Below are 13,460 nucleotides of genomic sequence, written 5' to 3' on the forward strand. Positions count from 1 at the left end.
GCGTTTCATGGCAAGGCTTTGTCGCGCACGGAGTGCGCTCCTACGGGGAGATGACGCCGGCGCTCCCAGGGTTTCCCCTTTCTGGCACACCTTTCGCAATACTCCCTGTACAGCTCATAAAAGCGGCAGGAGTCCTCCCATGGATCGCGCACTCTACATCGCGATGACCGGCGCCAAGAACAACATGATGGCGCAAACCTCGCACTCCAATAACCTGGCCAATGCCTCCACCACCGGCTTTCGGGCGGATTGGGAGCAGGCGCGGGCCATGCCGGTTTACGGTGAACACTATCCGACCCGGGCCTACGCCATGACCGAACGGCCCGCCACCGACTTCAATGATGGTCCGCTGAAAGAGACCGGTAATGAACTCGATGTCGCCATTGCCGGCGACGGCTTTTTCGCCGTTCAGGATGCCGAAGGCAACGAAGCCTACACCCGTCGGGGCGATCTCGCCGTGACACCGCTGGGCGAACTGATCAACGGCAGTGGTCAACCGGTTATCGGCAACGGCGGACCGATTGTCCTGCCGCCCTATGAGAAAGTCGATATCGGAGAGGACGGCACGATTTCAATTCGCCCCGCCGGCGCCGGTCCGAATGAAATGCTGGTGATCGATAACCTGAAAATCGTCAATCCGGATCTGCAAAACTTCGAAAAAGGGACGGATGGCCTGTTTCGTCCCCGCGAGGGTGATGCCGTGCTGGAGGATGATCCGGCCTTAAAGGTGACCACGGGATTCGTCGAAGGCAGCAATGTGAATTCCGTTCACGAACTGACCAACATTCTGTCGCTGAATCGTCAGTATGAAATGCAGGTCAAGATCATGAAATCGGCCGAGGAAATGTCCCGGTCATCCGAACAATTACTGCGGCTGAGCTGAGGAGTCCATCATGCACAAAGCCTTATGGGTCGGTAAGACCGGTTTGGAAGCTCAGGACATTGCCCTGTCGACCATTTCCAACAACATGGCCAACGCCAGCACCACCGGCTTCAAGAAAGAGCGGGCCGTGTTCGAAGACCTCATCTACCAGGTGCAGCGTCAGCCCGGTGCCCAGAGCTCGCAAAACACCCAGTTGCCCTCGGGTCTGCAACTCGGCACCGGTGTGCGCACCGTCGGCACCCAGAAAATGTTTACCCAGGGCGACCTGAACATGACCGAGCAACCGCTGGATATGGCGATCAACGGTCGCGGTTTTTTCCAGATCCTGATGCCGGACGGTAACATCGCCTACACCCGTGACGGGACCTTCCACATCAATGCCGAAGGGCAGGTGGTGACCGCCAGCGGGTACCAGGTGGAGCCGGACATTCAGGTGCCGGAACAAACCAAGACCATTACGGTCGGCACCGATGGCATCGTGACGGCCGTGGCGGAAGGGGACAACGAACCCTTCGAGATCGGTCAGATCGAAGTGGTCGACTTCGTGAATCCGGCTGGCTTGCAATCCATCGGTAATAACCTCTATCTGGAAACGGCGGCCAGCGGCCAGGCTCAGGTCGGTGTGCCCAGTCTGGATGGGTTCGGCGCTGTGATCCAGGGCGCTCTGGAGACTTCCAACGTGACCATCGTTGAGGAAATGGTGGACATGATATCCACACAGCGGGCCTATGAGATGAACTCCAAAGTGGTCAGTACCGCCGACCAGATGTTGGGCTTCATTACCTCGAACCTCTAACCCGGGGGAGGCGATCATCATGATTAAGCGCAGCCTGATTCTTATCCTCGCCAGTCTGGCTTTGGCCGGATGCGGCACCCTGAAAACCGCCACGGTCGGAGAAACACCGGTGGCCGGCGACCCCGAGTTCGCTCCGGTGCCGTCCGAGTCCCTGAAGCCGCCACCGAACCAGGACGGCTCTCTGTTCACACCGCGCTACGGCATGTCGCTGTACGGTGATAAAAAGGCCATGCGCGTCGGCGACATCATCACCGTGGTGCTCAACGAAGAAACCCAGGGCAGCAAGTCCTCCCAGTCGCGTTCCTCCAAAACCAGTGAAGCGGGTTTGAACGCTCCGGTGATCGCCGGCGGTCAACCCATCGAGGCCCTGAGCGCCACCATCCAGGGAGAGCGCAGTTTCGAAGGCCGTGGCGATGCGGACCAGAGCAACAGCCTGACCGGTAATATCTCGGTCACCGTCGCTGAAGTTCTGCCCAACGGTGTGCTGCGGGTGCAGGGGGAGAAATGGATTACCCTGAACACCGGTGCCGAGTTCATTCGCATCAAAGGCATGTTGCGGCCCGAGGACATCAACCTGGACAACACCGTTTCCAGCCAGAAACTGGCCGATGCCCGGATCACATACAGTGGTGCAGGGGCGCTGGCCGATGCCAACCAGCCGGGGTGGCTGACCAAGTTCTTCAACAGCCCGGTGTTTCCGTTTTGATTCCGCCAGCGAAGGTTCATAAATGTAGGTTGGATTAGATCCGAAGGATCGTAATCCAACATTACTGCGGTGTTAATGGCTGGTCTCGTGGCACCCTCATACCTGTTGGATTACGCCCTTCGGGCTAATCCAACCTACTTAATTGCGTGACCTTTCCCATTGGCCCACAAATTGCTCAATACCACCCAAACCCCCACAGGCGCCAAGAAGGTGACACCATGAGAGCCCTGTTTTCCTGTTTTATCGCCGTTCTGCTCTGCGGTGCCGCTCAGGCCGACCGCATCAAGGACTTATCCTCGGTCCAGGGCGTACGCAACAACCAGTTGGTCGGCTACGGCCTGGTGGTCGGTCTCAGCGGCACGGGCGACCGGGCACCGTTCACCAACCAGACCTTCCGCAACATGATGGAGCAGTTCGGCATCACCATTCCCCAGGGGGAAGACCCGCGCCTGCGCAACGTGGCAGCGGTGTCGGTGCATGCCACCTTGCCGCCGTTCTCCAAGCCCGGTCAGGAAATCGACGTCACGGTCTCCAGCATCGGCAACGCCGACAGCTTACGCGGGGGCAGTCTGTTGCTGACGCCCTTGCGCGGCCCGGACGGACAGACGTACGCCGTCGCCCAGGGGAACCTGGTCGTCAGCGGTTTCGGGGCCGAAGGGCAGGACGGGTCGTCCATCAGCGTCAACGTGCAAAGCGCCGGTCGCATCCCGAGCGGTGCGATCGTGGAGCGGGGCGTTGAGAACACCTTCTCTCAGGGCGATTACCTGACGTTCAATTTGCATCGCCCGGACTTCACAACCGCCAAACGAATGGCGGCCACGATCAATGATTTGCTGGGGCCGGATGCGGCCTACGCCGTCGATGCCGCCTCGGTTCGTGTAACGGCTCCCCGCGACCCCAACCAGCGGGTCAGCTTCATCAGCGTGCTGGAAAATCTGGATGTCACGCCGGGCGAAGAATCCGCCAAGGTCATCATCAACAGCCGGACCGGCACCATCGTCGTCGGCAAGCACGTTCGGGTGGAACCCGTGGCCATTACTCACGGCAACCTGACGGTGACCATCGACAATCAGTTGAACGTCTCCCAACCCGAACCCCTGTCGGAGGGCGAAACCGTTGTTGTGCCCGACACGGATATTGAAATCGATGAGGGGGACAACCGCATGTTTCTGTTCGGACCGACGGTCACGCTGAATGACATCGTCAACGCGGTGAATGAAGTCGGCGCCGCCCCCGGGGATTTGATGGCGATTCTGGAAGCGCTGAAATCGGCCGGGGCGTTGAAGGCGGAGTTGATTGTTATCTGACTGTAGGAGTGCACTCCGTGCGCGACATTTGATTGCCATCTACTCCTTGTCGCGCACGGGAGTGCGCTCCTACAGTTATCCCTGGCACGAGATTTGAACTGTCAACAAGAAAGCAGCCACACCGGCCGGAACTCACAACCAAACCGGCAAACATTCACCGGAGAGCGGCAAAGAATGGTTTCTCAACTGGACGCAGCCTTTAACTACAACGACCTGCACGGCCTGAACTCGGTCAAGCAGGCCGCGCGTAAGGACGACCCCGAAGCGCTGAAGGTCGTGGCCAAGCAGTTCGAGTCCATGTTCATTTCCATGGTGCTGAAGAGCATGCGCGAAGCGACCGATGTTATGGCCAGCGATATGCTCAGCAGCAACGAGACCAAGTTCTACCGCGATATGCACGACCAGCAGTTGAGTCTGTCCATGGCCGAAAGCGGTGGTTACGGCCTGGCCGATACGCTGTACCAGCAACTCTCCGCGCAACTGCCGCAACGTGACCGGGATTTCAGCAACGTCGACGTGAAGCCGCTGGACGAGAGCCAACGGCCCATTTTACCCGCGTCACCTGTACCCGAGGCCAGTGAAGCCAAGGCCACTGAGTCGACTATCCCTGACAGCTTTAAAGCTCCGGACTCTCAGAACGCCGGGGAAGACGACTCCGGGAATTTCAAATCACCGCAGGACTTCATCGAGTCCTTGCTGCCCCATGCCCGTGAGGCTGCGCAGCAGCTGGGTGTGGCGCCTCGCGTCCTGGTGGCCCAGGCGGCCCTGGAAACCGGTTGGGGTCGACACATGATTCAGGGTGAAGAAGGTCAACCCAGTTTCAATTTCTTCGGCATTAAAGCCAACCACGGCTGGCAGGGCGATGTGGCCGATACCACCACCCATGAATACATCGAAGGACGACGCCTGACGATCAAGGACCGCTTCCGTGCCTATCCGGATCCGGCCTCGGCGTTTCAGGATTATGTCGACTTCCTGAAGGAAAACCCGCGCTACCGTGACGCCCTCGACCAGGCTGCCGATCCGGCCGCCTACACCCAGGGGTTGCAACAGGCCGGTTACGCGACCGACCCGAATTATGCGGACAAGATTCTGCGTATCGCCGACAGCGACCTCATGCAATTGGCCAGCGCTTCGTCGTCCACCGGTTCGGTGGCATAGGGGATAGGCCATGAGTCTGCTCAATACCGCCATCACCGGTCTGAAAGCGCAGCAGGAAGCGCTGAAAACCACAGGGCACAACATCTCCAACGCCAACACGCCCGGTTATTCGCGCCAGGAAGTGGTGCTGAAAACCAATGATCCGCAGTTTCGCGGTTTCGGGTTTGTGGGGCAGGGCGTGGATGTGAACTCGGTACGGCGGGTCACCGATCAGTTCATGATTGAACAGCAGCGGGCCGATACCTCGAATTTCCAGCGCCTCGATACCTACCGGGCCAACATCGAACAGGTGGACCGGCTGCTGGCCGATGAAAAAACCGGTTTGCAACCCGCCCTGGACAGTTTTTTCGCCAGCCTGCAGGGCGGGGCGGACAACCCTGCCTATATACCGTCTAGAGATGTGGTCCTGGGCGAATCGGCCGGTCTGGTCGACCGCTTTAAAACCATCCATACCTATTTGACGGACCAGAACGAATCCATCAACAGCCAGGTTCAGGCCATGGTGGCGCAAATCAATTCGTTGGCCGAGGGCATCGCCACGCTCAACGAAGAAATCGTGACGGCTCAGGGCAGCCCGACCCAAACCCCACCGAACGACTTGCTCGACCAGCGCGACGAACTGGTACGGCAACTGGCCGAGTTCGTGGATGTGGACGTGACTGTCGACAATGAGCAATTCAACGTCTCCATCGGCAATGGACAAGGGCTCGTTTTGGCGGGCGATGCCAATCGACTCGAAGCCACCGGCGGTGTGGAAGACCCGCAACGGTTCGGAGTGCGTTTCATCAGCCAGACCGAAAACCTGTTTATCACGGACAAGCTCAACAACGGCAAGCTGGCGGGGCTGTTTGAATTTCGTGACCAGGCATTGGACCCGGCGATGAACAACCTGGGCCGGATCGGTGTGGCACTCACTCAACAGATGAACAGTCAACACCGGCAGGGGATCGATCTGAATGGCGATTTCGGTCAGGACTTTTTCCAGGATCTCAACGACCCGGACCTGGCCGCATCGGGGCGCGCACAACCCAATTCGCTGAATACACCGCCCAAGGACCAGGTTATCAGCGTTTACTTCGAAGATCCGGCGGCCCTGACGAACAGCGACTATACGATGAAGTTCACTGGTCCAGCGGACAACAATTACGAGATCGTTCGGAAAAACGATGGCGAAGTCGTCAAGGAAGGCTCGCTTCCGGCCGACCTGCCACAGTCCATCGAATTCGACGGTTTGCGGGTCGAGCTGGAAAACGGCACGTTCAAGCAAGGGGACAGCTTCACCATCAACCCGTTGCGCGACATTCCGAGTCAAATGGATTTGCTGTTGCAAGAACCGGCCGAACTGGCATTTGCCTATCCCATGCGTGCCGAAACCCCGTCCGGCAATGAAGGCACCGGTGCGATCGATCAAGGGCAGATGTTGAGCCGGGACAGTCAGTTTTTCTCCGAAGAGGGGGATCTCGACCCGCCTCTGTTGATTCAATTCGACAGCCCGACCCGTTATTCCGTCTATGACAATTCGGACCCCGGCAACCCGGTACCGCTGGAGCCGCCCCTGCAGAATATCGAGTTCGTGCCCGGCGCCTCCAATACACTGTTCACCAGTGATCCGGGCGAAACCCAGGTCAGTTCATGGCGTCCCCGACTGCCGCAAGACCCGACGATCTCCCAGGACGGACCGGCCACCGTGCCGCCCTACAATGGCATCAACACCGAACAATTCACCTTCAGCCGGACCGACCCGGAGACCGGCAAGGTGACCCGGGACCCGCTGATCACCACGGAAACCGGCGCCTCGGCGGCCGATATCGCGGATCGGTTAAATCAGGTCGATGGAGTCACCGCCCGAGCCTACACCGAGGTCCAACTGAGTAACTTCACCAACTCGGGTACGCCCTATGATCCGGACAACCCCTTCGAGGTCTGGGTCAACGGTCATGAGATTACGCTGGACGATCTGGGCCCCAACCAGACCGTCTTTATGGACGGCTACCCCGAAGAGATGCCGGACGAACTGGGCCCGAACTTCCTGGCGGACCGCATCAACGCCCACTACGACCTGCAAGCCGCGGGCATTCGGGCGAAAAGCGATGGCGAAACGCTGACCATTACGGACCAGAACGGCAACGACATCTTCGTCGAAATGCGCGGCGACAAACCTCAGCCGGTGATTGTCGGCGCTCCACCGGTCGGCGGAGGACCGACGAACAGCCAGATCGACCCGGGTGATACGTTTGAGATCAGCACCGGCGAGCGTTGGTCTGTCGAACCGGTCTCCGGCGACACCCGGGGGCAACTGAACAACCTGACCGGGTTCGACTTCAGCGAGGGTGGCCCGTACGAATACGAGATGTATTTACCCGATGGTCGCACCGGCAGTATTACCTTGACCGGCAATCACGCCACCGCTGAAGACGTAAAAGCTGAAATCGAAACCAAGATACAAGCACAGCTCGACAGTCCGGGTCGCGTGGAAGCCTCCATCACCGAGCGCGGCGAGATCGAGTACCAGATTTTCATGAAGGTCTCCGGTACCGGCAATGACGACACCGCCGGTGTCAATGTCGGCGGCCAGGTCGATGTCACCATGGCCGACGGCATCAGCCTGACCACACGACCGGAAGAGGGCGCCATTTTAACCGGCGTACCGGAAGCGAAATCGACCTATACCGGATTCCAGTTCGAAATATCCGGGCGCCCCGAAGCCGGTGACGAATTCAGCATCGAATGGAACGAAGGCGGCGTCTCGGACAACCGCAACGTACTGGACCTGGTCGGCCTGGAAACCCGCGACACCGTCAACAACCGAGACGGCGGCATGACCTTCACCGAAGCCTACAGCCAGGCAGTGGAGGAAATCGGCACCAAGACCCGGCAAGCCCAGATCCAGACCGACGCGGCCGAAGGCGTATTGAGAGCGGGCGAAGAAGAATTGAATTCGGTGCGAGGCGTCAACCTGGATGAAGAAGCCGCACGGCTGATCGAGTTCCAACTGGCCTACAACGCCAACAGCCAGGTCATCCGCATCGCCCAGGAGACTTTCGACAGCCTGATCGCCGCATTCAGATAAAACTGTAGGAGCGCACGCCGTGCGCGACCATAAATTGGCCCGTCTCCAATTCTCGAGATGGGCCACAAATCAAGTCCCCTCTCCCCCCGGGAGAGGGCTAGGGTGAGGGCAACAAACCATGCCAGACAGACTCTCCACCTACTGGATCTTCAACCGCCCGGTCCAGGACATGCTCGGCCTGCAACAACAGGTCAACAAGACCCAGGAGCAAATCAGCACCGGCAAACGTATCCTGACACCGGCCGACGACCCGGTCGGCGCCGCTCGCGTGCTCCAACTGAACCAGGAAGTCGCGCTCATGGACCAATACGAGCGTAACATCAACCTCCTGGACGCCCGTCTGGAGCAAGAGGAAGGCGTCCTCGGTGCGGTGGAAGACAACATCGCCCGCGTCCGCGAACTGGCCGTCAAGGCCGGTAACGCCGGCGTACTGACCGAGGCCGACCGCAATGCCATCGCCCAGGAAATCCGCGAACGACTGGATGAACTGCAGGACCTTATGAACAGTGAAGACGGCAGCGGCGAATACCTTTTCGCGGGTTTCTCCGGCCAGACCCAACCGTTCGTAAAAAGCCCCGGCGGCGGCTACCAATACCAGGGTGACGAGGGCGTTCGCTCCCTGCAGGTCAGCCGCAACGTAAACCTGGCCTCCAGCGACAGCGGCAAAGACGTCTTCATGGACATCAAAGCCGATAAAACCAGCTTCACCGCCTACGGCAACCCGCAAAACCAGGGCAACCCACCCGGCGTGATCTCGTCCGGCATCACTGTCGACCAGGAAGCTCTGGATAACTTCGCGCCCAACGACGCCGTAATCACCTTCGAAAATCCGCTGGATGTGGACCCGCCCGAGCAGAACTTCACCGTGCGCCGGAAATCCGACGGCCGCGTCATCAACGGCCTGGAAAACGTCGCCTACCAGCCGGGCTCACCCATCCAGTTCGGCGGCATGACCGTCAACATCGTCGGCAACCCGGCCCCGGGCGACCAGTTCGTCGTCGAAACCAGCCAGAAGCAGGGCGTGCTCACCACCTACGAAAAATTCCTGTTTGCCCTGGAAAACTACCCTCCGGGCACCGGTTTCGACGAGGTGTACGACGAAACCATGGAAACCACACTGAACAACATCGACAACACCATTGAAAACGTCTCCCAGGTCCGCGCCCGCATCGGCGCCCGCCTGAACACCTCGGAGTCGGTCGCCAACCAGCATGCCGACAACAAACTGGCCGCCAAGGAGATCAAAGCCGAAATCGAGGACCTGGACTTCGCCGGAGCCGTATCCAGGTTGCAAATGCAAAGCTTCGTATTACAGGCCGCCCAACAAAGCTTCGCCCAAACCAGCCGCCTGAGCCTGTTCGACTTCATCAGCTAGAAACGTGGGAGCCATGGTCCGCACGCGGCTCCGTACGCATGTCCTGTAGGAGCGCACGCCGTGCGCGACCTGATGACCGAGCCAAGTCGACTCATCCGGCCCAATTGCCCTCACTCACCCCCACCAGACCCCATCTTCCCAACATCCGAATACCGCCGGGCCCGAGCACTCCGGGCTTTATGGTGCTCCTTCCGCTCACCCACCAGAGACCGAACCAAAGCCTCACTCTCCTGCTCAAACAATGACCGATTCTCCTCAATCAACCCCTGAAGCTCGCTCAGCAACGCCTCCCGCTCCTCAGCAGGCAGGGACTCCAAAACCGCCGCACACTCCAACCGCCAGGCCGCAAACCGCTGTTCAAACACCTCAGGCCGACCCAAAATCTCAATTAAAGACGCCTTAACTGCCTCAGCCCGCGCACGCATACCCATAACCTCCAAAAACCACAACCTAAACAATAGCACCCATAACCACCCCAACCACAGCCCCTAACCAAAGCCACAGTCCTCAGAGTCCCCTCTCCCACGGGCGGTCCGACGCTTCGGGAGGGCTAGGGAGAGGGACAATCCATCCTTCCCAAATAAGACCTTGCCACCAAATCCACTAATAGCCTAAAAACCACACCCAATATTCCAAAAAACTATAAAAGTTCCCCAAACCCCCGCCGCTAACAAGACTGTGAATGAGCAACATCGTTGTCGGCTCGGCCATACCGGCCCCCGGAACGACTAGGAGATGAGATCATGCCTCAGATTATCAACACGAACATTGCGTCCCTGAACGCACAGCGCAACCTGAACAGTTCTCAGAGCGCAAACTCCCAGGCCCTCGAACGCCTGTCTTCCGGTCTTCGTATTAACAGCGCGAAGGACGACGCGGCGGGGCTGGCAATTTCCACCCGTTTCGAATCCCAGACCCGGGGTCTTAACCAGGCCGTTCGTAATGCCAACGACGGTATCTCCCTGGCTCAGACTGCTGAAGGTGCCCTGGGTTCCATGACCGACAACCTGCAGCGTGTTCGTGAGCTGGCTGTACAGTCGGCTAACGCGACCAACTCCGACGATGACCGTGTGGCTTTGCAGCAGGAAGTTGAGGCTTTGGTTGCCGAGATTAGTCGGACTGCGGAGGAAACAGACTTTAACGGTCGAAATCTGTTCGATGGAAACTTCAATGGGACTTTCCAGATTGGTGCTAATGCCGGTCAGACGGTGGACGTATCCATCGGCGAACTGACGGCTGGTAAACTTGGTGCCTCTGATCAGGTTGGTGTCAGCGCAATCGGAACCGACAGTGCAATCGGTAATGGTGATTTGTCTATCAATGGTGTTGCGATTGGTGCTTCCAAAGCGGAAGACGATACTGCATCGACCGACAATAGTGCCGCTTCGGCCATTGCCAAAGCCGCAGCGATCAACGAATACACCGACCAGACCGGCGTGAAAGCCTTCGTCAACGAAAACACCGTTGCGGGCAGCGAGATGACCGGTGCCAACTTGAACGGAAGTGTTACCATTAATGGTGTTGACATTGAAATCGCAACGTCCACCGATACCGACTCGACTCGTGCATCTGTAACTCAGGCCATCAACGCTTTTACTGAGCAAACCGGTGTGATCGCGGTCGATACGGGTAGCAATTCTAACGGTGTGCAGTTGGTGGCGGAAGACGGACGCAATATCCAGCTGTCTTTTGACACGGTCACAGCAGCCAGTACCGGTCTTGGCGCTGCTGACACCTATGAAGGTGGTTACACTCTGGTATCCAATGGCGATGTCGATGAAATCACCATCGAAGGTGGCAATGGTACGGGTAATGGTGATCTGGCCAACGCCGGTCTCGTAGCTGGTACATATGATCGCGCTGTTGCGGCTTCGGTTAGTGAGTCTCTGGCGGAAACTACCAGTGCAACTATATTAGGTGGCGGTTCCTATGCCAATGACGTGGATTTGACCGCAAACTTTGCCACTACAAACGAGACTTCTGTGTCAGTCACAGTTGGTGATACAACTACAGACAGTGTCTTGGCAGCCGGTTCCAAGGTTGCTGATCTGGCAGCGTCAGTAGACGGCGTTTCCGGTGTGAATGCCTGGGAAGAAGTCAGTTTGAGCATTACCGCTTCTACCTTGGTCACCGGTGACACTCTGACCTTCACTGCCGGCGGCGGTGGTGCTGCTGTAACCGCTTCTGAAGATACCGATCTGCAGTCTTTCGCGGACGACATTAACTCGACCGACTTTTCAGGTGAGTCTATCGATGTGTCCGCCGAGTTCGACGGCACCAACATCTCTCTGACAATTCGAAACTACAGCGGCAGTGAGGTGGCATTCGCAACCAGTGCGAACGATGTCACCACCGGTGCCGGTACATTGAACGGTAACGTCGCCTCAGGCGAGCTTGCATTTACTTCGTCTGGAGGTGAAGACGTCACTGTTGCGCTTTCAGATCCTGTCACAGGCGGTGAGTTGTTTGCCGGTAATGCAGATTCCGCTGAATATACCGGTGTGAACGGCCTGGATAATGGTGACTTGGTCATTAATGGGGTTACCATTGGTGCCGCCAAAACCATTGCCGATACAGCCAGTGCGACCAAGAGTTCAGACGGCACTGACATCATTTCCAGTGATAAAGAACGTTCCGCGATTGCTATTGCGGCATCGATCAACGACGTTTCCAATGAAACCGGGGTGGAAGCGATAGTGGAAGAGACCACAGTCGTTGGGGGTGATGGTTCTAATGTCGGTGCGCTCGATGGTACCGGTGACTTCGAGGTCGGTGATGAGGGTGCTATCTATATCAACGGCGTTAGCGTTGGGACAGTGACCTTGCAAGCGGATGGCAATGGAGACATCGACACCGACAGGGCTCGCGCTGATGCGTTGAATCTAATTAATCAGACTTCCGGTAAAACGGGTGTGACTGCAGAAGACAATGGTGTGTCTTTGACACTGACGGCTGCGGATGGTCGTAACCTGTCTGTCGCCATTGATGACCGCGCAGGTTCGGATGCCTCCGTAGGTGCGATGTTCGGTCTGGACGCCGCTCAGGATGGTATTGGTGAAGCGACGTTCGGCGAAGCGGCAGGTAGCACTACAGTCAGCGCAGAAGGTCAAGCCTATGAAACCACTTATGGCACCATTCGTCTGGAAAGTGCTGGCAAGTTCACCGTAGGCGGTGGTTCTAACGGCAACGACGAAGTGGAAGCCCTGGGTCTACGAACCGGCACATTCGGTGGCGGCGAAGACGGCCAGTTCCTGAAGGATGTGGACATCTCCACATTCGAAGGCGCTCAGGCCGCAATCACAGCCATCGATAACGCCTTAAACACCGTAACTGGCCAGCGCGCCGAACTCGGTGCCTTGCAAAACCGCTTTGAGTCCACGGTCAGCAACCTTCAGATTACCTCTGAAAACCTGACTGCTGCGAACTCCCGAATCCGGGATGCGGACTTTGCGGCCGAGACCGCTGAGCTGTCACGGACCCAGGTGCTGCAGCAGGCTGGTATTTCTATCCTGGCGCAGGCCAACCAGCGTCCGCAGCAGGTGTTGTCACTGCTGGGTTAATAAGACTTTCCCTCTCCCTAACCCTCTCCCAGTGGGAGAGGGGACTTTCCGGGAGAGGGGATTCAGAGTTCTTTAACCCAGGGTGATTGGAGGTGTGCTATGAGTGACTTGAGCATCCATCAAGCCTCGTACAGTCCGAAATCGGAGCGATCCGAGTCTCGGGCGGCACCCGCTGAAACCAAAGTCGGCAAAACCTTGCCGGATAGCGGAGTCAGTGCGGTAAATGAGGCGTCGCTGAAGTCGGCCAGCCTCTACACCAGAGCCCAGGAAGAACAGACCGGCACTGCCGGTCAGGCTTCACGAGCCGAGGCGTTGGAGCAGGCCGTGGCCAAGCTGAACGATTACGTTCAGAATACGGAGCGCAAGCTGAACTTCCAGTTGGACGAGGAGGCGGGACTGACCATCATTCGGGTGTACGACAAGCAGTCCGAGGAGTTGATTCGCCAAATCCCCAGCGAGGAAGCCGTATCGTTGGCCCAGAAATTGAATCAGGAAGAGCCATTGATGTTGTTTTCCGCTCAGGTGTAGCGATCGGGTCGATTCGATCGGCTCGCTGTCAAAACTCTGACAGGCGAACAACAGTCCGTTACAGACAGGGTATC

Annotated in this window: 9 protein-coding genes; all 9 read left to right on the plus strand. The window is 58.0% G+C overall.

Annotation, left to right across the window (positions count from 1 at the left end):
- Positions 1-139: 139 nt before the first annotated feature.
- The 9 genes from flgF to IE111_RS08525 all read left to right on the plus strand — a co-directional run bounded on the left by flgF (position 140) and on the right by IE111_RS08525 (position 13,386).
- Entirely contained in the window at positions 140-883 is a 744-nt protein-coding gene (gene flgF, locus IE111_RS08485) for a flagellar basal-body rod protein FlgF (protein ID WP_189608139.1), read from the plus strand.
- 10 nt (positions 884-893) lie between these two features.
- The gene (flgG, locus tag IE111_RS08490; RefSeq protein WP_189608140.1) at positions 894-1,679 is read left to right on the plus strand and encodes a flagellar basal-body rod protein FlgG; all 786 of its coding nucleotides are present in this window, start codon (positions 894-896) and stop codon (positions 1,677-1,679) included.
- Between the two features lie 19 nt (positions 1,680-1,698).
- Entirely contained in the window at positions 1,699-2,385 is a 687-nt protein-coding gene (gene flgH, locus IE111_RS08495) for a flagellar basal body L-ring protein FlgH (RefSeq protein ID WP_189608141.1), read from the plus strand.
- A 218-nt stretch (positions 2,386-2,603) separates the two neighbouring features.
- Positions 2,604-3,692 (plus strand): flagellar basal body P-ring protein FlgI, encoded by a 1,089-nt coding sequence (locus IE111_RS08500; protein ID WP_189608142.1) that lies wholly within the window; start codon positions 2,604-2,606, stop codon positions 3,690-3,692.
- A 174-nt stretch (positions 3,693-3,866) separates the two neighbouring features.
- Complete coding sequence (flgJ, locus tag IE111_RS08505; protein ID WP_189608143.1) at positions 3,867-4,853, plus strand: flagellar assembly peptidoglycan hydrolase FlgJ; 987 nt, start codon at positions 3,867-3,869, stop codon at positions 4,851-4,853.
- 10 nt (positions 4,854-4,863) lie between these two features.
- Entirely contained in the window at positions 4,864-7,923 is a 3,060-nt protein-coding gene (gene flgK / locus IE111_RS08510) for a flagellar hook-associated protein FlgK (RefSeq protein ID WP_189608144.1), read from the plus strand.
- A gap of 118 nt (positions 7,924-8,041) precedes the next feature.
- Entirely contained in the window at positions 8,042-9,298 is a 1,257-nt protein-coding gene (gene flgL, locus IE111_RS08515; protein WP_189608145.1) for a flagellar hook-associated protein FlgL, read from the plus strand.
- 743 nt (positions 9,299-10,041) lie between these two features.
- Positions 10,042-12,858, plus strand: coding sequence for a flagellin N-terminal helical domain-containing protein (locus IE111_RS08520; protein WP_189608146.1), 2,817 nt, complete (start codon positions 10,042-10,044; stop codon positions 12,856-12,858).
- A gap of 99 nt (positions 12,859-12,957) precedes the next feature.
- Positions 12,958-13,386, plus strand: coding sequence for a flagellar protein FlaG (locus IE111_RS08525; protein WP_189608147.1), 429 nt, complete (start codon positions 12,958-12,960; stop codon positions 13,384-13,386).
- Positions 13,387-13,460: the final 74 nt, after the last annotated feature.

It is taken from the genome of Saccharospirillum salsuginis (assembly GCF_014651855.1).
In the GTDB taxonomy this organism is placed as follows: Bacteria; Pseudomonadota; Gammaproteobacteria; order Pseudomonadales; family Natronospirillaceae; genus Saccharospirillum; species Saccharospirillum salsuginis.

Coding starts and splice junctions, on each gene's coding strand:
- flgF (WP_189608139.1), top strand. CDS start 140: ATGGATCGCGCACTCTACATCGCGATGACCGGCGCCAAGAACAACATG.
- flgG (WP_189608140.1), top strand. CDS start 894: ATGCACAAAGCCTTATGGGTCGGTAAGACCGGTTTGGAAGCTCAGGAC.
- flgH (WP_189608141.1), top strand. CDS start 1,699: ATGATTAAGCGCAGCCTGATTCTTATCCTCGCCAGTCTGGCTTTGGCC.
- IE111_RS08500 (WP_189608142.1), top strand. CDS start 2,604: ATGAGAGCCCTGTTTTCCTGTTTTATCGCCGTTCTGCTCTGCGGTGCC.
- flgJ (WP_189608143.1), top strand. CDS start 3,867: ATGGTTTCTCAACTGGACGCAGCCTTTAACTACAACGACCTGCACGGC.
- flgK (WP_189608144.1), top strand. CDS start 4,864: ATGAGTCTGCTCAATACCGCCATCACCGGTCTGAAAGCGCAGCAGGAA.
- flgL (WP_189608145.1), top strand. CDS start 8,042: ATGCCAGACAGACTCTCCACCTACTGGATCTTCAACCGCCCGGTCCAG.
- IE111_RS08520 (WP_189608146.1), top strand. CDS start 10,042: ATGCCTCAGATTATCAACACGAACATTGCGTCCCTGAACGCACAGCGC.
- IE111_RS08525 (WP_189608147.1), top strand. CDS start 12,958: ATGAGTGACTTGAGCATCCATCAAGCCTCGTACAGTCCGAAATCGGAG.